Source organism: Ruegeria sp. CH8, assembly GCF_056536985.1.
On the sequence record NZ_JBQFQR010000007.1, the window covers coordinates 89,448 to 108,805 of the forward strand.

General features: G+C 58.9%; 21 protein-coding genes. 8 read left to right on the forward strand and 13 right to left on the reverse strand.

The window, feature by feature from the left end:
- Positions 1–127 precede the first annotated feature (127 nt).
- The 3 genes from purF to ACR0ER_RS09905 all read left to right on the forward strand — a co-directional run bounded on the left by purF (position 128) and on the right by ACR0ER_RS09905 (position 2,855).
- Positions 128–1,651: an amidophosphoribosyltransferase gene (gene purF / locus ACR0ER_RS09895; RefSeq protein WP_480768778.1), complete on the forward strand. Its 1,524-nt coding sequence runs from the start codon at positions 128–130 to the stop codon at positions 1,649–1,651.
- Between the two features lie 146 nt (positions 1,652–1,797).
- Positions 1,798–2,169 carry a hypothetical protein gene (locus ACR0ER_RS09900; RefSeq protein WP_480768779.1) on the forward strand — a complete coding sequence of 124 codons (372 nt, stop codon included), beginning with the start codon at positions 1,798–1,800 and terminating at the stop codon, positions 2,167–2,169.
- A 41-nt stretch (positions 2,170–2,210) separates the two neighbouring features.
- Complete coding sequence (locus ACR0ER_RS09905; RefSeq protein WP_480768780.1) at positions 2,211–2,855, forward strand: SDR family NAD(P)-dependent oxidoreductase; 645 nt, start codon at positions 2,211–2,213, stop codon at positions 2,853–2,855.
- Between the two features lie 61 nt (positions 2,856–2,916).
- Here ACR0ER_RS09905 and ACR0ER_RS09910 read toward each other — a convergent pair whose 3' ends face one another.
- The 4 genes from ACR0ER_RS09910 to ACR0ER_RS09925 all read right to left on the reverse strand — a co-directional run bounded on the left by ACR0ER_RS09910 (position 2,917) and on the right by ACR0ER_RS09925 (position 5,430).
- A complete protein-coding gene (locus ACR0ER_RS09910) occupies positions 2,917–3,759 on the reverse strand; it encodes an ATP-binding protein (RefSeq protein ID WP_480768781.1) in 843 nt (280 codons plus the stop codon).
- Positions 3,760–3,877: 118 nt separating this feature from the next.
- Positions 3,878–4,753, reverse strand: a complete 876-nt coding sequence (gene tatC, locus ACR0ER_RS09915; protein ID WP_480768782.1) for a twin-arginine translocase subunit TatC — start codon at positions 4,751–4,753, stop codon at positions 3,878–3,880.
- On the reverse strand, positions 4,750–5,208 hold the full coding sequence (tatB, locus tag ACR0ER_RS09920; protein WP_170328916.1) for a Sec-independent protein translocase protein TatB: 459 nt from the start codon (positions 5,206–5,208) through the stop codon (positions 4,750–4,752). The genes tatC and tatB overlap by 4 nt, the downstream gene beginning before the upstream one ends.
- Positions 5,209–5,214: 6 nt before the next feature.
- Positions 5,215–5,430, reverse strand: coding sequence for a twin-arginine translocase TatA/TatE family subunit (locus ACR0ER_RS09925; RefSeq protein WP_170328918.1), 216 nt, complete (start codon positions 5,428–5,430; stop codon positions 5,215–5,217).
- A 220-nt stretch (positions 5,431–5,650) separates the two neighbouring features.
- Here ACR0ER_RS09925 and ACR0ER_RS09930 point away from each other — a divergent pair, with 220 nt between their 5' ends.
- Positions 5,651–5,956: a hypothetical protein gene (locus ACR0ER_RS09930; RefSeq protein ID WP_480768783.1), complete on the forward strand. Its 306-nt coding sequence runs from the start codon at positions 5,651–5,653 to the stop codon at positions 5,954–5,956.
- A gap of 21 nt (positions 5,957–5,977) precedes the next feature.
- Complete coding sequence (locus ACR0ER_RS09935; RefSeq protein WP_480768784.1) at positions 5,978–6,649, forward strand: helix-turn-helix transcriptional regulator; 672 nt, start codon at positions 5,978–5,980, stop codon at positions 6,647–6,649.
- A gap of 61 nt (positions 6,650–6,710) precedes the next feature.
- Here ACR0ER_RS09935 and ACR0ER_RS09940 read toward each other — a convergent pair whose 3' ends face one another.
- The 8 genes from ACR0ER_RS09940 to ACR0ER_RS09975 form a co-directional block, all read right to left on the reverse strand.
- The gene (locus tag ACR0ER_RS09940) at positions 6,711–7,874 is read right to left on the reverse strand and encodes a peptidoglycan DD-metalloendopeptidase family protein (RefSeq protein ID WP_480768785.1); all 1,164 of its coding nucleotides are present in this window, start codon (positions 7,872–7,874) and stop codon (positions 6,711–6,713) included.
- Positions 7,875–7,937: 63 nt separating this feature from the next.
- A complete protein-coding gene (locus ACR0ER_RS09945; RefSeq protein WP_170328928.1) occupies positions 7,938–8,588 on the reverse strand; it encodes a protein-L-isoaspartate(D-aspartate) O-methyltransferase in 651 nt (216 codons plus the stop codon).
- Positions 8,585–9,367 (reverse strand): 5'/3'-nucleotidase SurE, encoded by a 783-nt coding sequence (surE, locus tag ACR0ER_RS09950; RefSeq protein WP_480768786.1) that lies wholly within the window; start codon positions 9,365–9,367, stop codon positions 8,585–8,587. The genes ACR0ER_RS09945 and surE overlap by 4 nt, the downstream gene beginning before the upstream one ends.
- A 121-nt stretch (positions 9,368–9,488) precedes the next feature.
- Complete coding sequence (locus ACR0ER_RS09955; RefSeq protein ID WP_480768787.1) at positions 9,489–10,610, reverse strand: ABC transporter ATP-binding protein; 1,122 nt, start codon at positions 10,608–10,610, stop codon at positions 9,489–9,491.
- A gap of 46 nt (positions 10,611–10,656) precedes the next feature.
- The gene (locus ACR0ER_RS09960; RefSeq protein ID WP_480768788.1) at positions 10,657–11,703 is read right to left on the reverse strand and encodes a methyltransferase domain-containing protein; all 1,047 of its coding nucleotides are present in this window, start codon (positions 11,701–11,703) and stop codon (positions 10,657–10,659) included.
- 103 nt (positions 11,704–11,806) lie between these two features.
- On the reverse strand, positions 11,807–12,919 hold the full coding sequence (locus ACR0ER_RS09965; RefSeq protein ID WP_480768789.1) for a hypothetical protein: 1,113 nt from the start codon (positions 12,917–12,919) through the stop codon (positions 11,807–11,809).
- A gap of 2 nt (positions 12,920–12,921) precedes the next feature.
- Positions 12,922–13,701, reverse strand: coding sequence for an SDR family oxidoreductase (locus tag ACR0ER_RS09970; protein WP_480768790.1), 780 nt, complete (start codon positions 13,699–13,701; stop codon positions 12,922–12,924).
- Between the two features lie 74 nt (positions 13,702–13,775).
- Positions 13,776–14,138: a nuclear transport factor 2 family protein gene (locus ACR0ER_RS09975; protein WP_170328940.1), complete on the reverse strand. Its 363-nt coding sequence runs from the start codon at positions 14,136–14,138 to the stop codon at positions 13,776–13,778.
- A gap of 109 nt (positions 14,139–14,247) precedes the next feature.
- Between ACR0ER_RS09975 and ACR0ER_RS09980 the strand changes: the two genes are divergently transcribed.
- The 3 genes from ACR0ER_RS09980 (at position 14,248) to ACR0ER_RS09990 (ending at position 18,354) form a co-directional block, all read left to right on the forward strand.
- A complete protein-coding gene (locus ACR0ER_RS09980) occupies positions 14,248–15,852 on the forward strand; it encodes a peptide chain release factor 3 (protein ID WP_480768791.1) in 1,605 nt (534 codons plus the stop codon).
- Between the two features lie 18 nt (positions 15,853–15,870).
- Positions 15,871–16,809 (forward strand): glycosyltransferase family 2 protein, encoded by a 939-nt coding sequence (locus tag ACR0ER_RS09985; RefSeq protein WP_480768792.1) that lies wholly within the window; start codon positions 15,871–15,873, stop codon positions 16,807–16,809.
- A 186-nt stretch (positions 16,810–16,995) separates the two neighbouring features.
- A complete protein-coding gene (locus tag ACR0ER_RS09990; RefSeq protein WP_480768793.1) occupies positions 16,996–18,354 on the forward strand; it encodes a DEAD/DEAH box helicase in 1,359 nt (452 codons plus the stop codon).
- A gap of 97 nt (positions 18,355–18,451) precedes the next feature.
- Here the strand turns inward: ACR0ER_RS09990 and ACR0ER_RS09995 are convergent, their stop codons facing one another.
- The gene (locus ACR0ER_RS09995) at positions 18,452–19,354 is read right to left on the reverse strand and encodes an EamA family transporter (protein WP_480768794.1); all 903 of its coding nucleotides are present in this window, start codon (positions 19,352–19,354) and stop codon (positions 18,452–18,454) included.
- Between the last annotated feature and the right edge of the window lie 4 nt (positions 19,355–19,358).

Genomic DNA, 19,358 nt, shown 5'->3' on the forward strand with positions numbered 1-19,358 from the left:
GCTCGCCCTCGTGACGATAGCGCGTCTGCACCAACAGCCGGGATGGTGGCAAGGCGTACAGGTACACCCATGCAGATGTTCAGATCATCATCGCTAGTCAAAACGTCGTAGAAGTTGGAGCCCGTACATGTGTGGGATTTTGGGGATCGCAAGCAGGACGCATGATGTCTTTGCGGAAATCTATGACGGGCTGCTGATGCTGCAGCACCGGGGTCAGGACGCCTCGGGCATCGTCACCTATAACGATGAATTCTTCCGTGAGAAGAAAGCCAACGGTCTGGTCAAGGATGTGTTCAACGCCCAAGACGCCGAAACCTTGTTGGGCAAAGTCGGAATGGGACATGTTCGCTACCCCACCGCAGGGTCGCTCAGTGCGTCCGAAGCACAGCCATTCTTCGTAAACGCGCCTTATGGCATCTATCTGGTCCACAACGGCAACATCACCAACACCGCTGAACAGCGCGAGAAGGTGACCGCGAAGTACAGCCGCCATCTGCGCACCACGTCGGATTCGGAAATCCTGCTGAACGTACTCGCCGACAAAGTGGCCGATGCGATCAAGGTCAATGGGAATGCCGAGCCGATCCGCAATCTCTTTGCCGGTGTGAAGATGACAATGGAACGGGTTCAGGGTGCCTATTCGGTGATCTGTCTGGTCGCCGGTGTCGGAATGCTGGCCTTCCGCGACCCCTATGGCATTCGCCCGCTGTCCGTCGCCAAGCGCGATGTCGATGGCGAAGGTGATGACTATGCTTTTGCCTCGGAAGACGTGGCCTTTGGCATCAACGGCTTTGACAAGCTGCGCGACGTCAAACCCGGTGAGGCGATCCTGATCGATCTGGACGGTAACATGCACACGTTCCAGGCCGTCGAAGGGCAGCTTACGCCGTGCATCTTTGAATATGTCTACCTCGCCCGCCCGGATTCGTTGCTGGATGGCGTTTCTGTCTACAAAACCCAGATGCGTATGGGGCAGACCTTGGCCCGCCAGATTGAGGCCGCTGGCCTTGATATCGACCGTATTATTCCCGTGCCCGACAGCGCCCGCCCTGTGGCGCTCGAGGTCGCGAAGGCGATTGGCATTCCTTACCGCGAAGGGCTGGTCAAGAATCGCTATGTCGGTCGAACCTTCATCATGCCCGGTCAGGAAGAGCGTCAGAAGTCGGTGCGCCGAAAGCTGAACGCGGTACCGCTGGAGTTCAAGGATCACAACGTGCTGCTGATCGACGATTCGATCGTGCGTGGCAACACGATCAAAAAGATCGTGCAGATGTGCCGCGAGGCCGGTGCTAAGAAAGTCTACATCGCAAGCGCCTCACCGCCTGTTAAGTTCCCGAATGTCTACGGCATCGACATGCCCACCAAGCATGAGCTTATCGCCAATGGCAAAGAGATCGAGGAAATCCGGCAGGAACTGGGTGCTGACGCCCTGTTCTATCAGGAACTCGACGACCTGATTTGGGCTGCACAGGAAGGCAACCCCGAGATTAAGGCTTTCGACTGCTCCTGTTTTGATGGCAACTACATCACCGGCAGCGTCAGCGACGACTATCTGGACAGCCTGGAAAACAGCAGTCGCGTCAGCAAAAAACGCGAAGACATGCAGGTACCCGGCGGTTCATGGAACGGCGCGAAGCTGGCATCCGGGTAAGTTCACAACCCGAATCAATACCGTAAATGGCCCGCTTCGCGTGAGTGAAGCGGGCCATTTTCTTTCGGGTTTTACGACCGATGAGTGGGATTTCGCGCACAACCCTTCGATGAAGAAATTGCAATCGCAATGGCTTCGGTGGAGATGTGGAACCGGCCGATTTCCTGCCTTTCAACTGGGGTTTTAGTCGTGGTTCCGGTTTGCTAGGCCACCCGCAACCATCCACTCATAATAGGGATCTGGTCGCTGCAACTGGGGCCAAAAAATCAATGTCAAACTCAACCGTCAAAAGTGCGGCCACCCAAAAGGGCGCGCTGAACAAAAACTCTGTGTCCGTACTGGGCGTATTTGGCCCAAAATCGGACATGCGCGCGCTGGTTCGCATGTCTTCGGGACGCGTGAAAGAAATCAAGCCTGGAAGCAGGGTATCAACTGGCACCGTTATTGCTATTGATGCCGATGGCGTGATGCTGCGACAAAGCGGCCAGACCAAACGGATCACCATTCCCGGCAGCTAAACTGGCTTGACGCCCTGCGTGCAGGGGTTCAAACCGCTGTTATGACAGATCAGAATAAAATTGCCCTCGTCACCGGGGCCTCTCGCGGGCTGGGCGCTGCCCTGGCCGAAGCTCTGGCACCTGAATATCACATCGTCGCTGTCGCCCGCACCACAGGCGGATTGGAAGAGCTGGATGACCGTATTCAGGCCAAAGGTGGTGCGGCTACGCTTGCCCCCATGGACATCGCCGATCCGAATGCCATGGCGACCCTGTGCCGGGGTATTCATGACCGTTGGGGTAAAGTTGATCTGTGGCTGCACACGGCGGTCCACACCTCGGCCCTGACGCCCACGCATTTCATCGACCCCAAGGAATGGACCAAAGCCGTCAACACTAACGCCACGGCCACGTCGGTCCTGATCCCCTACATCGCCCCCCTGCTGGGAGAGACCGGTCACGCGGTGTTCTTCGATGACCCCAAAGCGGGCGAGAAATTCTATGGCATCTACGGTGCAACCAAGGCGGCGCAGATAGCGCTGGCGCGCAGCTGGGCGCTTGAGACCGAACGCACCGGCCCACGGGTGACAATTGTCGAACCCAAGCCGATGCCAACGGCTGTGCGCGCTCGTTTTCATCCCGGCGAAGATCGGGATGTATTGACCAGCACTGCGGATGAGGCCGCGCGCATTCTGACCCTGCTGTAAGAAATGGCCCTTTGGGCTATGCCTCCGGCGGGAGTATTTGGGAAAAGATAAAGCGGGCGGGTTACGCGATATGTACGCCGTTGCGCCCAGCTAGATCGACGAAAAACTGCCACGCCACGCGGCCCGAACGTGCGCCGCGTGTGGCCTGCCATTCGATGGCTTCGGCGCGCATAGTCTCAGGAGCAACTGAGACCCCATAGGCCGCGCAATAGCGGTCGATCATGGCTAAGTATTCATCCTGATCACAGGGGTGGAAACCCAGCCACAAACCGAACCGATCAGACAGTGAGACCTTTTCTTCGACGGCTTCGGACGGGTTGATGGCGCTGGAGCGTTCGTTCTCGATCATGTCCCGCGGCATCAGGTGGCGCCGGTTCGAGGTGGCGTAGAAAACGACGTTTTCAGGGCGGCCTTCGATGCCACCGTCCAGCACAGCTTTGAGCGATTTGTAATGCTGGTCGTCATGGCTGAAGGACAGGTCATCGCAGAACAGGATGAACCGGTGCGGCGCGGCGCGCAGATGGTTCAGCAGGCGCGCGACCGACCCCATGTCTTCACGCTGTAGTTCCACCAGCTTCAAGTCCGGGAAATCCGCCTGCAACGTGCCATGGACCGCTTTGACGAGGCTGGATTTGCCCATCCCCCGCGCGCCCCAAAGCAAGGCGTTATTGGCCTTGAAACCAGCCGCAAAGCGCCGTGTGTTGTCCAGCAACGTATCGCGGGATCGGTTGATACCGACCAGCAGCTCCAGATCGACGCGGTTTACCTGCGTCACCGGTTCCAGCCGATCCGGCTCTACATGCCAGACAAAGGCCGGGGCTGCGGCAAAATCCGGTGTGGCCAGAGGGGCTGGCGCCATACGCTCCAGCGCGTCAGCGATACGGTTCAGGGCTTGGTCGTCCATTGGGGCCTCCGGTCGTGTCTTGCGGGGTTCAAACCATGTTCCGCCACCCGCAACAAGTACCGCAAACGAAAAAGGCGCGCCGTATCGGGCGCGCCTGATCCTTTTGAGTCCGGCCAGCTTACTTGCCGTCTTCTTCTTTTACGATCTCTTCGTCCGCCTCTTCTTCGTCATCATAGTAGCCGTCTGCGCGCAGTTGTTCCTCGCGCTTTTTCTCGACCCGAGCGACGAGGAAGATCGACACCTCGTAAAGCCCATAGACCACCACAAAGAGGATGATCTGCGTGATCACGTCCGGCGGGGTGACCAGCGCCGCCAGCACCAGAATAGCAACCACGGCGTATTTGCGCACCGAGCCTAGCCCTTCGGCGGTGACCAGCCCCGCCTTGCCCATCAACGTTAGCAAAACGGGCAGTTGGAAGCACAAACCAAAGGCCACGATGAATTTGATCGTCAGGTTCAGATATTCCTGTGCCGAGCCCTGGAACACCACGCTCAACGGTGCTGCGGTTGCACCCTCGGTTACGGCCTCACCTTCGGCCCCGAATTGCTGGAAGCCAAGGAAGAAGTCATAGGCCAGCGGCGTGACCACGTAGAAGGCAAAGCTTGCGCCCAGCAGGAACATGAAGGGCGAGGCCAGCATGAACGGTAGGAACGCGTTCTTTTCCGACTTGTACAAGCCCGGCGCCACAAACCGCCACATCTGCATCCCGATATAGGGAAAGGCCAGAATGAAGCCGCCCAGCAGCGAGACTTTGATGGCGACAAAGAAGCCCTCTTGCGGCGAGATGAAGATCAACCCGCAATCCTGTCCCCGTTCAGCCAGAACACTGCACAAGGGGTTCGTCAGGAAGTTAAAGAGGGGCGTGGCCACCGTAAAGCAGATGATCATCCCAACCAGAAACGCCACGACGCAGTGAATCAACCGCGTGCGCAACTCCGCCAAGTGCTCGATCAATGGGGCCGAGCTGTCCTCGATCTCGTCGGTTTTGGTCATGTCTTGCTTTCGGTTTTCAGCGCGGCTTCAGCCTCTTCAGCCTTGGCCAGTGCATCAGCAGCTTCCTTGGCCTTGCGCTCGGCAGCAGCACGAGCGGTCGAGGCCTGAATCTTCTTGGCCTGCTCGGCCCGTTCAGCGGCCAGTTTGCCGGTTTCGCTGTCGGGGTCGAACTTGGTCGGGTCGATGCTTTTCGCCAGATCCTGCGCGGCCTCTTTCACACCGTCCATGGCGCTGCCCACCGGGTTGGTGGCCGCGTTGAGACCTTTCTTGATCTCGTTCACGCCCGCCTGATCGGCTGCTTCGTTCATGGCGCTGGAAAACTCGCGCGCCATGCCGCGGGCCTTGCCGACAAAGCGACCGACATTGCGAAACAGCACCGGCAGGTCCTTTGGCCCCACAACGATCAGGGCAACAACGCCGATGACCAGAAGCTCGGTCCAGCCCAGATCAAACATCTGAGCTTAGACCTTGTCTTTGTCGGTCTCGGGGGTGACGTCCTTGGCCACTTCGGCAGCGTCTTGCTCCAGCTCGTCCGCGCCTTCTTTTACGCCGCGCTTGAACGAGGTGATGCCCTTACCCACTTCACCCATCAGCGAGCTGATTTTGCCGCGGCCAAACAGCACCAGCACCACAACGGCGATCAGCAGAAGACCGGGAAGGCCGATATTGTTAAGCATGTCTTTTCTCCTTAGTACGTCGACGCCACGCGCCGGGAATGTTGTCTGGCACCGTGTCTACGCCCACAAACCGTCGCGCAAAAGTGAGGTAAGTCAATTCCACGCCGAATTGTGAACGGTTCCCACGTTTTTTGGCGACTGGCCTTTCTCAACTGACAGGTTTATGTCAGTTGCAAGTTAATAGTTAGAGGGCATCGAAACCTGGTCAACGGAGATTCAAATGACCCATGTTGCAGAAATCGTCACCTTTACCCTCGCCAATGGCACCTCGGCGGAAGAGTTCGTAAAACTCAGCCAGGCTTCCGAGGCGTTCGTCCGCTCGGCGCCAGGCTTTACCCATCGGCAGCTGAGCCAGGGCGAAGATGGCCGCTGGACCGACTATGTGGTTTGGACAGACATGAAAGCCGCCAAGAACGCCGCCGCACAGTTCCCGCAACAGGACTTTTGTGCGGGTTTGATGGCCGCCATCAACCCCGAAAGCATCCAGATGCGTCATGAGAATGTGCTATGGAACATGACCGCCTAAGCGCGGTTCGGACGGCGTTTCATGCGCCGCACTGACCGCTTATTTGATATCGTCCAGATCCTGCGCGACGGCAAACTGCACCGCGCGCAGGACATCGCGGACCGGCTCGAAGTGTCGGTTCGCACGATCTATCGCGACATGGACACTCTGGTTGCGTCTGGCGTTCCGGTCGAGGGCGAACGCGGCGTCGGCTATATGGTGCGCGAACAGATCACCCTGCCACCGTTAAACCTGACACCTGCAGAGTTGGAGGCGCTAAACCTTGGAATGGCCATCGTGGCCGAAGCTGCCGATCCTGACCTGAAAGCAGCAGCCGAGTCGCTCGCCGATAAGATCGATGCAGTCTTGCCCACTCAGGTGGTGGCCGAGGCGGATACGTGGAAATTCGCCGTCTATCCTTTTGCAGATGCCGCACGCGGATTGGCGCACATGGCCCCGATCCGGACCGCCATCAAGTCCCGTCAGAAACTACATCTCTCCTATCGTAGGATTGATGGTGTTCTGACCAAGCGCGCCATCCGCCCCCTGCACATGGAATACTGGGGGCGCGTCTGGACTCTGACGGCCTGGTGCGAGTTACGAGAAGGCTTTCGCGTCTTCCGCATCGACCTGATCGAAGCCGTCGAGCCGCTGCCGGAGATTTTCGCCGACGAACCCGGCAAGCGTTTGAGCGACTTCGATCCTCACGCCTGACCGACTTCATCTTTTCCCAAATACTTCCGCCGGAGGCATGGCCCGGAACGGGCCATTTCCGTCACTTCAGGTAAGGCTCGGGATCAACCGACTCAAACCCCTTGCGCACTTCAAAATGGACATAGGAGTTTTCCCCACCACGCAACGACGCGATCTGTTGCCCACGGCGCACCCGGTCGCCCTTCTTGACCGTGGCCTTGTCGACATTCGCGTAGACAGTGAGAAGGTCACTATTGTGCTTGATCACGATGATTGGCACCTGATCGGCATCCGCGGTGATCGCCGCAACTGTTCCGGCCTCAGCGGCTTTGACCGGCGCGCCCGGTCCGGCTGCGATGTCGATGCCTTCGTTCTTGCCTTTGTCATACGTCCGGATGATCGTCCCCGCCACCGGCAAACCAAGAGCCGAGTTGCTCTGGCTGGTCGGCGGTTCTGCGGTCACATCAGGTGCTGGCGTGGCTGGTGCGATCACCTCGTCAGGCAAAGGTTGCGTGGCGCTCGGAGGTGTCGGTGTGGGCGACCCCTGCCCCGGCTGCGTCACATTGGTGGCGGGTACAGCCACTTGCTGTGGCGCGGGCTGGTTCTTGATCGGAATCAGCAGGAACTGGTCCTCGCGCACGGTAAAATCCGAATCCAGCCCGTTCCATTCAGCCAGCGAATTGACCGGGACATCATACAGCCGCGAGATGGTGAAGGCCGTCTCGCCCCGTTTGACTTTGTGACGGATCGGCTCGGGGCCCGATGTGGCAGAAGGTGTCTGCGCGGACGCCGCAGGTTGCGCAGGTTCCAACGTCGATGTCCGAACCGAGCCGCCCGCCGGAGCCTCATCAATTGCGGTTCCGGCAATGGTGGCGATGTCCACCGTGCTGGCGGCTGCAACCGTGCGCGGTAGGGCGATGATTTCGCCGTCGCGTAGCTGGTCGGTAGGTTGCAATCCGTTGAAACGGGCTAACTCAGCCACTGGCAATCCGACACGGGCTGCCACGTCGTTGACGGTATCGCCCCGGCGCGCGACGGCTACCTGGTAGTTTGGATAGGTGATCACTCCGCGCGCGTCAGGTGTTGGGCGATTAGCGGTCACGCCCCGCGCGGCATCGGCGGTCGAGAAGCCCCCGACCTCCCCGCGCAGATCATAATCGAACGGGCCTTCGCACCCGGCCAGAATCACTACGGCTGCCACCCCGGTCGCGCAGCGGATCATCGCTGATTTGGAAACTGCTCTCATTTTACTGTCCTCAACACCTGCCCCTGTTCTCCGGGGTTCCGGTGCATATTGTAGAATACTGTTTTACGCCCCGTCCCTGCCAAGACCCTCTAGCAAGGGCACGAAACGAACGGGCAACAATTCGTCATAGTCCAGACCGGTTTCGGTACGCCGGACCCGAATCAAGGTCTGAACCGCGTCCGACTGTCCCACCGGCAATACCATGATACCGCCGATTTTAAGCTGCGCCAAGAGCGGCCCTGGTGGGTCTTCTGCCGCAGCCGTCACAATGATTCGATCAAACGGGGCCTGCTCGGACAAACCGAAGGATCCATCCGACAGCATCGCGGTGACATTGGTCAGCCCCAACTCGCGAAACAACTGCCCGGTTTCACGCACCAGACGCTTGTGGCGTTCCACCGTATAGACCCGACGCGCCAGCTTGGACAGGATCGCCGCCTGATAACCCGAGCCGGTACCGACCTCGAGCACCGTATCCCGCGGGCTGACCTCAAGCGCCTGCGTCATAAGCCCCACAACCGAGGGCTGGCTGATCGTCTGCCCGCAGGCAATCGGCAGAGGCGTATCCTCGTATGCGCGCTCGGCAAACAATCCTTTCACGAACTGCCCGCGATCAACCTGCTCCATCGCTGCCAGCACGCGCGCATCCGTCACGCCCCGCGACCGCAGGGCGAACAGGAACTGCATTTTCGTTTCGGGATCCAGTCCGGTCATTCGATTGTCTTCAGTGCCTCAAGCGCATCGTGCGCTGTCAGATCGGCCCGCATCGGCGTGACCGAGATATAGCCTGCCAGATTGACTGCCGCATCAGTGCCCGGCGCGGTCGGGTTGTGCTGATAGCCGCCCTTGATCCACAGGAACCGCCGCCCCGAAGGCGAGCTGTGCGGCTCGACCGAGAAATGGGTGTCGCGGCGATAGCCCTGTGGGGCCACACGCGTGCCCAGCACTTCGTCCGCAGGCACGGGCGGGAAATTCACGTTGTAAAACAGGCGGTAATCACCCTGCGCTGCCGGATTCGCGTCCAGGATTTTCCGCACCAGATCAGCTCCGAAGCGGGTTGCGGCTTCGAACGGGTCGTCAAGCCCCAGATTGCGCGGGCCGAAATACTGCGACAGCGCAATCGCCGGGATGCCCTGCAACGCCGCCTCCATCGCGCCGCCAACCGTGCCGGAATAAAGCGTATTCTCAGCCGAGTTGTTGCCCCGGTTCACCCCAGACAACACCAGATCAGGCCGCGCATCCTTCATCACGTCATGCAGCCCGGCCAGCACGCAATCAGCCGGAGAGCCTTCGGCGGCAAAGCGGCGGTCGCCCAGTTTGGCGACCATCATCGGGTGGGTATAGCTGATGCAATGGCCGACGCCGGATTGTTCAAATGCAGGGGCGACAACCCACACTTCACCATCTGGACCAGCCAGATCAGCGGCGATTGCCTCCAAGACGATCAGGCCCGGCGCGTTTATACCGTCATCATTGGTCAAAAGAATACGCATATGCCCCATCCACCGCTGCGTTTTGACCTTGATAGACCTGCCCCCGCGCGGCGGCAAGCAAAGCGAACCCGCAATCTGCGGCATTCGCGCACCACTTTGGCCTAAACTGTGGGTTCAGACCCTAAACCGGGAAAACAAAGCACCGATCCCGGCGCACGGTCAGCCACATGACCCGCCCCGGATTGGGCACAAAGACATTCGGCACGGTGGCCTTCAGGACCGAACCATCATGGTCCATCCGAAACTCCACCAGGCTTTCATTGCCCAGAAACCGTGCCCGCTCGACCACGCCGCGGGCGGCGACCCCGTCGGTTGCCGTGGGCAGTGGCCCTTTGCCATTGCGGTCAAAGTCTAGCCGGACGTGCTGAGGCCGAAATACAATCTCAACATCTGTGCCATCCGGGACGCCCGGGGCTAGAAACTGGCCGAACGGAGTTTTCGTCAATGCACCTTCAACTCTTCCGCGCAACACGTTGACATCACTGAAGAATGCCACCGCAGCCTTGTCAACTGGGCGAGTATAGACGTTGTACGGTGCACCCTGCTGCACAATCTTGCCGCGCCGCATCAGGGCGATCTCATCGGCCATGCGCATCGCCTCTTCCGGCTCATGCGTCACCAGCACGACAGCCGCATCTTCTTCTTTGAGGATCGCCAGCGTTTCATCGCGAATACCGTCGCGCAGACGGTTGTCGAGACCCGAGAACGGCTCGTCCATCAGCATGATACGTGGGCGCGGTGCCAGCGCACGCGCCAAAGCCACACGTTGCTGTTCACCCCCCGACAGATGATGCGGGAACTTGTCGATGAAATGGATCAGATCGACCTTGCGCAGCAGTTCTTCGACGCGGGCGCGTTTTTCCTGTTTGCGGCCCGTTAGGCCAAAGGCCACGTTGTCGGCGACATTCAAATGCGGGAACAGGGCAAAATCTTGAAACATCAACCCGATCTCGCGGCGTTCGGGAGGTACTCGAAACACCGTGTCGCAGATCAGCTTGCCGTCGACATAGATCTCCCCCGACTCCTGCATCTCTACCCCGGCAATCATGCGCAGAGTAGTCGACTTGCCGCAGCCCGACGGACCCAGCAGACAGGTCACCTTCCCCGCCTCAACGGTCAGAGAGACGTCGTCCACTACGACGCGCCCCTCGTACCGGGCGATCATATTGCGGATTTCCAGACGAGGAGGAGTTGCGTCAACTGTCACCGATGGACCCCATTGCCTTTTCCCGATCAATTTCATCGGGCTTTAGGCGGGGATAGCAACCCCGTCCGTCAGGCGCAAGGGATCAGCAGCACCCGCCCGCTGGGGCTTCGCCGTTCGCTTCGAACGGGCTTTCGCCGCCGCAACCTTCGAAGATTCCATAATGGGTCGAGAAATCGCCGATGAACTCAAAATGCCGGGCAAACCGGGTGTCTTTCAGCATCATCCAGGTGTTGCCGCAGACCGGGAAAACCTTGCCGGTTTCGATAGCATGGTGGTCATCCAGTTCGAACAGATGCGGCGCGTTGGGGATGGTGCCTTTGTAGATTGCCGCTTGACCGTAGTCTTCGCAGGCCGGTTCCAGTTCGGGCAGCTTGAACAGTCGATACGTTGCCGAGAGGAAGTTCAGCGGAGCGACACGCTCTTCCAGCACCGGGTTTTCGATGGTCAGCGGGCGGTGTGTCACACGGCGCGGGTCGCCAAAACCTGCCTTGCGCGAGATCGACAAAAAGTCATTCCAATACAGCGCACCCGACAGGCATTCGCCGTACAGAACCTCGTCCTCAGCCATTTCCTGCGGGATACGGCGGTCGGCGTAGACGTCCGAGAAATACATCTCGCCGCCCTCTTTCAACAACCGGTGTGCACCGCGCAGAACGGCCTCTTTGTCGGTGGCCAGATTGATTACGCAGTTTGAAACGATGATGTCGAAAGAGCCCGGTTCAAGATCCAGTTCATCCAGTTTTTCGATATAGCCGTGGTGGAATTCCACGTTGCTGACCGCGTGACCAAACGCCTGCGCGTGGTAATCCTGATGCGCGCGGGCGACGTCCAACTGCTCGGGCGTCATATCGACACCAACAACGCGGCCCTTTTCGCCCACCATCGCGGACAGGGCGTAAACATCACGACCCGCTCCACACCCCAGATCAAGGATGCTCATCCCTTCAAGATCCAGCGGCGCGATCAGGCCGCAGCCATAGTAACGTGTCAGCACATCGTCATGAATTTTCGCGAGGATCTTTTTGACATGATCCGGCATGTAATCGGGCGTGCAGCACGCGTTGGTTTGCAAATCGGCGCTGCCCTGCAGGACCTCGCCATAGTAATTCTGCACCGATTCATGCTTCATCGCAGCTATCCCTTTTCCTCACTGGCTGCATCGCAGCTAATGCAGTGCTGGTCCGGGTGCAATCCGGGCCTGTCAGATTTGACGAAAGCGTGAGAGTGCTGGATTACTCCAGCAGGTCGAAATCGACGCCCGCGCGCACCTGCCCGTTCACCTGAATCTCAAGTCGATGTGCGCCGGGGACCAGTTGGAACGTGGTCGCGTTGCCCTTCAGCTTGTGCTTCTTGCTCAGCTTCAGCGAGCCGTCCTGCAGTGCGGCCTGTTTCAGTTTGTGCACCTTGGCTGAAGTTTTTCCACCAGGCCGTTGAAAGTGAATGATATAATCCACAAGAACCGCTTGACCTCCGGCTCCGTTCAAGGTCACTTCGAACTCCAGCGCTTCACCAATCCGGGCGTCGCCATTCACCTGAACATCCGCCGCAACCTTGGCATCCGGGTCATAGCCCAGCATCTTCATGGCCCCCGGATGACCAGATTTCACCAACCCCCGCAGGGTGTGAGAGGTCATCCAGCGAAGCTCGCCCTGCTCCTGCTGCTTGGCCGAAGCCCACACCTGAAGCCGATCCAGCACCAGTTCGGGGTCTTTCTTGGTAATGTCGTTCAGGTGGTTCGCCACCGACCGCGTGACATACCGTGTCGGGTCGCCATGCAACCGGTCCAGCATCGGCAGAGGGTCAGCCATATCCAGCCCAACCGACTGCCCCCATGGCAAGCGCGGTCGAGTGCCTTCACTGACCAGACGGCGCACATGGTAACTGTCATGCCCACACCAGAGCTCCATCCGCGCCAGCACTAAGTCAGGGTGTTGATTAAGGAACGGGCGGATAGCCCATTCCATTGAGAACCGTTGCGTCAGTTCCTCAAATACGTCCAGAGCCAGATCGGGATGGTCCAACCCGATATTGACCACCCAATCCCCCAGAGGCGCAAAGATGAAGTCGCCGAAATCATCGTCCGTTTTGGTCGGGTCCAGAGGCGGAGGCAACGCAAGCAGCAGGGTCGATGCAATGTCTGGCAAATCTCCGGGCACCGCCTGTTGCAGGCATTCGGCGATCCAGGCCATACGCTCCTTCAGCTCAAGCCCCAACAAGCGGGACATAACCTGCGCCTCGAACACCTCAGCGTCAAAGGTCGGATCCGCGCCAGCAAAAAGCCCTGCCAGATAACGGGTCTTTTCGGCATTGAATAACTGGTCCTTGAGCGAAAAGTTCTGAGCCATTTCTACATCGTCAAATTGGTTGCACCGCCGTCCAGCAGAATATTCTGCCCAACGATGAAGCCAGCATGTTGCGAGCACAGGAACGCACAGGTCGCGCCGAATTCCTGCCGCGACCCATAGCGCCGCGCCGGGATCGTCGCTGCGCGCTGCGCACGTGCTTCGTCAATGGAAACCCCTTGTTGGGCTGCCACACCGCCATCCAGCGCATCCGCGCGGTCGGTGGCGTGGATGCCTGGCAGCAGGTTGTTGATCGTCACGCCATGCGGCGCCACTTGTCGCGATGTCCCGGCCACGTAACCGGTCAACCCGGTGCGAGCCGCATTCGACAGACCCAACACTGCAATCGGTGCGCGTACGGATTGCGATGTGATATTCACCACCCGACCCCAGCCCTTGTCCATCATCCCCGGCAGCAATGCCTTCATGAAGGCGATCGGCGTCAGCATGTTGGCGTCCAACGCCTTGATGAAGTCTTCGCGCTCCCAATCCGACCACATACCCGGTGGCGGGCCACCAGCGTTTGTCACAAGGATATCAACACCCTGCGCTGCCTCGATCACGCGGGACTGACCTTTGGTCGAGGTTACGTCGCAGGCCACTGTCTGGATATCCACGCCGTATGCAGATCGTAAACGCGCGGCTTCGGCTTCCAACGCCTCGCCCCCCCGAGCGTTCATCACCAAATCAACACCCGCCTGCGCCAAAGCCTCGGCGCAGCCCAGACCCAAGCCTTTACTGCTGGCGCAAACCAGAGCGCGTTTTCCTCGAATTCCCAGATCCATAAGGTCCTCCCCATCTTTTGTTGCCCGCATGTCTAGCATCGCTCAGACAGGGAAAACCAGAAACTGTTCTATGCTCAGTAAAAGAACTCTTCCCGCACAATTTTGCCGTTGGCCACGTGATAAACGCCTATTTCGCGCATATCGAACGCCTCGCCGGATTCTTTCACTTTGCCCTGCACTTCGAAGATCACGGCAAAGCGGTCATCCCCATGCGGGAACGGATCGCTGACCGATGCGCCAGAAACTTCGTGCGCACCTTCCCACCATTCATGCTTGCCGCGAATGGCGTCGCGCCCATGCGTTTCGCGACCCATATCCATAAAATCCTGTGCTTCGACCGAAACGGCATCTTCAGCATAGAGCTTTTCCAGATTTTCCTTGGCGCGATCCTCGCGGCAGCCAGCGACCAGTTCGTCAGCAATCTCTTTCAAATTCATTGGTCTTCTCCATCATTTGTTCACTATATGTTCTTATTGCCATAGGTGTACGATTCGAACCACCCCCTTTGTCTTGCTTCGGCGGGTTTCCCCGCCTATACGCGCGGTCATGCTAGATACCTCGAACCAACCCGTATTGCCGCCCGAAATCGCCCGGCGCCGGACATTCGCCATCATCTCGCATCCTGATGCGGGTAAGACGACGCTGACTGAAAAGTTCCTGCTGTATGGCGGTGCGATTCAGATGGCTGGTCAGGTGCGCGCAAAAGGTGAGGCACGTCGGACCCGTTCGGATTTCATGCAGATGGAAAAGGATCGGGGCATTTCGGTTTCGGCTTCGGCAATGTCGTTCGACTATGGCAATTATCGATTCAATCTTGTGGACACCCCCGGCCACTCGGACTTCTCGGAAGACACCTATCGCACGCTGACCGCCGTGGACGCCGCTGTAATGGTGATCGACGGGGCGAAAGGTGTGGAAAGCCAGACGCAGAAACTGTTCGAGGTCTGCCGCCTTCGCGATCTTCCGATCCTGACCTTCTGTAACAAGATGGACCGAGAAAGCCGCGATACGTTCGAGATCATCGACGAAATTCAGGAAATGCTGGCGATCGACGTCACGCCCGCCGCGTGGCCAATTGGCGTTGGGCGCGATTTCATCGGCTGCTATGACATGTTGCGCGACCGGCTGGAGCTGATGGACCGCGCCGACCGCAACAAGGTGGCCGAAAGCATCAAGATCGATGGTTTGGACGATCCGAAACTGGCTGAACACGTACCTGAGCACCTTCTTGGAAAGCTGCTGGAAGAGGTTGAGATGGCACGCGAGCTGCTGCCCGCGCTGGACCCTCAAGCAGTACTTGAAGGGCATATGACCCCGATTTGGTTCGGCTCGGCGATCAACTCGTTTGGTGTGAAGGAACTGATGGAGGGCATCGGCGACTATGGCCCACAGCCACAGATTCAGTCCGCCGAACCGCGTCAAATTGCTCCGGATGAAAAGAAAGTCGCCGGCTTTGTGTTCAAAGTGCAGGCCAACATGGACCCCAAGCACCGCGACCGGGTGGCGTTTGTCCGCATGGCCTCGGGCCATTTCAAGCGCGGCATGAAGCTGACCCATGTGCGGTCGAAAAAGCCGATGGCGATCTCGAACCCGGTGCTGTTCCTGGCCTCCGACCGCGAACTTGCCGAAGAGGCTTGGGCCGGTGACATCATCGGCATCCCGAACCACGGGCAGCTGCGCATCGGTGACACGCTGACCGAAGGCGAAGCGTTGCGCGTGACTGGTATCCCATCGTTTGCGCCGGAACTGCTGCAAACAGTTCGCGCGGCGGATCCGTTGAAAGCCAAGCACCTGGAAAAGGCCCTTATGCAGTTCGCCGAGGAAGGCGCGGCCAAGGTGTTCAAACCCTCAATCGGTTCGGGCTTTATCGTCGGCGTTGTCGGTGCGCTACAGTTTGAAGTGCTCGCCAGCCGGATCGAGATGGAGTACGGACTGCCCGTCCGGTTTGAGGCGTCTCAGTTCACCTCGGCCCGCTGGGTCAGCGGCGAAAAGGCTGAGGTTGACAAATTCGTCAACGCCAACAAGCAGCACATTGCCAACGATCATGACGGTGACATCGTTTACCTAACCCGCCTGCAATGGGATATCGACCGGGTCGTACGCGACTACCCGGCACTGAACTTGACGGCGACCAAGGAAATGATGACGTGATCCACCCAAAGGCCGCATATGGTCGGTAACCCGACCTGGGGCATCGTCTCAACGGTCCGGGGGTCTGCCCCGGACATCCTGCGCTTCGCAGCCTATCACCTCGATCTTGGGGCCGACCGGCTTTACATCTATTTGGACGAACCCAACCCCGAAGCCTTCGACAAACTGAACCGGCATCCACAGATCCAAGTCCGAACTTGCGACGCCAGATTCTGGACCTACCGGCAGCGCGAACGCCCGGGCAAACACCAGACTCGCCAGACTGCAAACGCCACGTTCACCTATCGCAAGGCCAGCGAAGACTGGTTGGCTCATCTGGACATAGATGAGTTCCTCTGGTCGCCCCATCCCATCGCCGCACTGCTGGCGGATGTTCCCGACCACATTCCCGGCGTGCGCGTTCGACCGATTGAGGCCATGGCCGGAGGTGATGACCTTTACAAAGCCTATATCCCAAAAGTTCCAAACCGCGACGCGGTAGTGCAAGAGCTGTACCCGAACTACGGGGCCTTCGTTCTTTGCGGATTTCTAAGCCATGTTCAGGGCAAGCTTTTTGCCCGCACCGGGCTGCAAAAAATCAATTACCGCATCCACAACTTGTTCCAGAATGGTGAAGTCCTGACCTGCAAGATCGAACTGCCCGGGGTCGAGCTTTGCCATCGGCACGCACCCGATTGGGAGCATTGGCAGGCCCACTACCGGTTCAGGTTGGAGCGCGGTTCGTACAAACCCGGCATGTCCCCCAACGTTCCACGTGAGCGTGGCGGTATGAACATGAACGAGCTACTCAAATGGATAGAGACCGAGGAAGGCGAGGACGGGCTGCGCGCCTTTTTCGATGAACTCAGCGGAGCTGCCCCAGACGTGCGTGCTCGTCTTACGCAATATGACCTAATCCGGCACCGACCGCTGGATCTGGATGGCAAACTCAGGAAACACTTCCCTGGAAGTATTTGAATTGTTGCGCATAATCCGCACCATTAGAGCGTGGAAAATCCTAAAAGGGTCTTCATTTGACCCTGACCAACGATTTTGTTATGTCCCCCACCAAGCCGAAATTGCGCAATGACGCGTATGGCCATCCGGGCCCGGCAAACCTCTGACGCGCGGGCCAGGTCTAGTGTCCGCATGAACCGGACATACATGACAAAGTTTAACGAACTGAACCTGAACCCGAAGGTCCTCAAAGCCATTGAGGAAGCCGGATACGAAACCCCCACCCCGATCCAGGCCGGTGCAATTCCGCCTGCGCTTGAGGGCAAGGATGTTCTGGGGATCGCCCAGACCGGCACCGGCAAGACCGCCAGCTTTACGCTGCCGATGATCACGCTGCTAGCCCGTGGCCGTGCGCGCGCACGGATGCCGCGCTCGCTGGTTTTGTGCCCGACGCGGGAACTGGCCGCACAGGTTGCCGAAAACTTCGACACCTATACCAAGCACCTGAAACTGACCAAAGCGCTGTTGATCGGCGGTGTCAGCTTTAAGGAGCAAGAAGCGCTGATTGACCGTGGTGTCGACGTTCTGATCGCCACTCCAGGCCGTCTGCTGGACCATTTTGAACGCGGCAAGCTGCTGCTGACCGGCGTTCAGATCATGGTGGTGGATGAGGCCGACCGGATGTTGGATATGGGCTTTATCCCAGATATCGAACGCATCTTCTCGCTGACCCCGTTCACCCGCCAGACCCTGTTCTTCTCGGCCACCATGGCATCTGAGATTGAACGGATCACCGATACCTTCCTGTCCGCCCCTGCCCGGATCGAGGTCGCCCGTCAGGCCACCGCCTCCGAGACCATCGAACAGGGCGTGGTCATGTTCAAAGGCGGTCGCCGTGATCGTGAAGCCAGCGCCAAGCGCAAGGTTCTGCGCGCTCTGATCGACGGTGAGGGTGAAAAGTGCACCAACGCGATCATCTTCTGCAACCGCAAGACGGACGTGGATATTTGCGCAAAGTCGCTGAAGAAGTACGGCTACAACGCTGCCGCGATCCATGGCGATCTGGACCAGTCGCAACGGATGAAAACGCTGGATGGTTTCCGCGATGGATCTCTGCGACTGCTGGTTGCCTCGGACGTGGCCGCGCGCGGTCTGGACATTCCGTCGGTCAGCCACGTGTTCAATTTCGACGTCCCCGGTCATGCCGAGGATTACGTCCACCGCATCGGCCGCACCGGCCGCGCCGGACGTGAGGGCAAGGCGATCACCATCTGCTCTGGCCGCGATGAAAAAGCTCTGGATGCGATCGAAAAGCTGATCCAGAAGGACATCCCGCGACTGGACAATCCGGTCAAGGAAGAGCCGAAGACTGAAAAGCCGAAGCCTGAGAAAAAAGCGAAGCCCGAGGACGGCAAAAAAGCTGAAAGCAAAAGAGGCGACCGCAAGAAGGACAAAGAGCCCAAAGGCCGCGGCCGTCGTGATCACAACGGCCCCGCCGTTGTGGGTATGGGCGATCACATGCCCAGCTTCATCGCGCTGAGCTTTGATGAGCGCCGCGCTGGCTAGTCGGGTTTGATTGCATTGAACCGGTTTTCGCTGCCTCTCGCCTGACGGCTCGAACGCAGAAAACCAGTGCTTCTGCGACCGTGAAATCAAACACGACCTAAATTGCCAGCACTAGCGCAAGAATAGATACACCAAGCAACGTCATCCCGGCGATCTCACGCCGGGTGATGGTTTCCCGGAAAAACAGAAGCGAGGCGAACAGGCTGAGCAGAAGCTCGACCTGACCCAGCGCTTTGACATAGGCTGCGTTCTGCAGCGTGAAAGCCAGAAACCAGCAGAACGAGCCGCACAGGCTGGTCAGGCCGACAAACACGCTGGTCCGCCGCGTCTGCCATACCGCAAGCAGTTCAGCCCGGTCGCGCCACAGCAACCAGATCCCCATGCTGAGAAACTGGAATGTCACCACAACAGCCAGCGTCACCAGCGCGCGAAACCACGCATCGATATCGCCCAGCTCCAGCGAGGCACCGCGATAAGTGACTGAGGAAAAGGCGAACAGCACCCCCGACCCCAGCCCCAGACGCGAGGCGCGGTTGGTCAAGTGCTTCCACCACACTCCATCGCCTCCGGGGGATTTCGACAGCAGCAGCACCGCCAGCAGACCCAGTAAAATCGCCACCAATGCCCCGGCCGAAACCTGATCGCCCAGCACGAGAAATCCGACAATGGCGGTCTGGATCACCTCGGTTTTCTTAAAGGTAATTCCAACGGCAAAGTTGCGTTGCTTGAACAGGGCTACGACGCAGATGGTAGCCAGAATCTGCGCCGTTCCGCCGATGACGGCGAACAGAAAGAACTTAGCTGTCAAAGACGGCAGACTGAAACCGGTCACCTGCAGCGCCACAAACAGCCCCAGCAGCGCCAGCGGCAGCGAATAGGCAAACCGGGCAAAGGTCGCGCCAGCCGCTGTCAGCTTTACCGTGCTGAGCGACTTTTGCAGCATGAACCGCACGGTCTGGAACGAGGCCGCGGCGATGGTAACGGGAATCCATAAACTCATGGTT

Coding starts and splice junctions, on each gene's coding strand:
- purF (WP_480768778.1), top strand. CDS start 128: ATGTGTGGGATTTTGGGGATCGCAAGCAGGACGCATGATGTCTTTGCG.
- ACR0ER_RS09905 (WP_480768780.1), top strand. CDS start 2,211: ATGACAGATCAGAATAAAATTGCCCTCGTCACCGGGGCCTCTCGCGGG.
- ACR0ER_RS09910 (WP_480768781.1), bottom strand. CDS start 3,759: ATGGACGACCAAGCCCTGAACCGTATCGCTGACGCGCTGGAGCGTATG.
- tatC (WP_480768782.1), bottom strand. CDS start 4,753: ATGACCAAAACCGACGAGATCGAGGACAGCTCGGCCCCATTGATCGAG.
- tatB (WP_170328916.1), bottom strand. CDS start 5,208: ATGTTTGATCTGGGCTGGACCGAGCTTCTGGTCATCGGCGTTGTTGCC.
- ACR0ER_RS09925 (WP_170328918.1), bottom strand. CDS start 5,430: ATGCTTAACAATATCGGCCTTCCCGGTCTTCTGCTGATCGCCGTTGTG.
- ACR0ER_RS09930 (WP_480768783.1), top strand. CDS start 5,651: ATGACCCATGTTGCAGAAATCGTCACCTTTACCCTCGCCAATGGCACC.
- ACR0ER_RS09935 (WP_480768784.1), top strand. CDS start 5,978: ATGCGCCGCACTGACCGCTTATTTGATATCGTCCAGATCCTGCGCGAC.
- ACR0ER_RS09940 (WP_480768785.1), bottom strand. CDS start 7,874: ATGAGAGCAGTTTCCAAATCAGCGATGATCCGCTGCGCGACCGGGGTG.
- ACR0ER_RS09945 (WP_170328928.1), bottom strand. CDS start 8,588: ATGACCGGACTGGATCCCGAAACGAAAATGCAGTTCCTGTTCGCCCTG.
- surE (WP_480768786.1), bottom strand. CDS start 9,367: ATGCGTATTCTTTTGACCAATGATGACGGTATAAACGCGCCGGGCCTG.
- ACR0ER_RS09955 (WP_480768787.1), bottom strand. CDS start 10,610: ATGAAATTGATCGGGAAAAGGCAATGGGGTCCATCGGTGACAGTTGAC.
- ACR0ER_RS09960 (WP_480768788.1), bottom strand. CDS start 11,703: ATGAAGCATGAATCGGTGCAGAATTACTATGGCGAGGTCCTGCAGGGC.
- ACR0ER_RS09965 (WP_480768789.1), bottom strand. CDS start 12,919: ATGGCTCAGAACTTTTCGCTCAAGGACCAGTTATTCAATGCCGAAAAG.
- ACR0ER_RS09970 (WP_480768790.1), bottom strand. CDS start 13,701: ATGGATCTGGGAATTCGAGGAAAACGCGCTCTGGTTTGCGCCAGCAGT.
- ACR0ER_RS09975 (WP_170328940.1), bottom strand. CDS start 14,138: ATGAATTTGAAAGAGATTGCTGACGAACTGGTCGCTGGCTGCCGCGAG.
- ACR0ER_RS09980 (WP_480768791.1), top strand. CDS start 14,248: ATGCTAGATACCTCGAACCAACCCGTATTGCCGCCCGAAATCGCCCGG.
- ACR0ER_RS09985 (WP_480768792.1), top strand. CDS start 15,871: ATGGTCGGTAACCCGACCTGGGGCATCGTCTCAACGGTCCGGGGGTCT.
- ACR0ER_RS09990 (WP_480768793.1), top strand. CDS start 16,996: ATGACAAAGTTTAACGAACTGAACCTGAACCCGAAGGTCCTCAAAGCC.
- ACR0ER_RS09995 (WP_480768794.1), bottom strand. CDS start 19,354: ATGAGTTTATGGATTCCCGTTACCATCGCCGCGGCCTCGTTCCAGACC.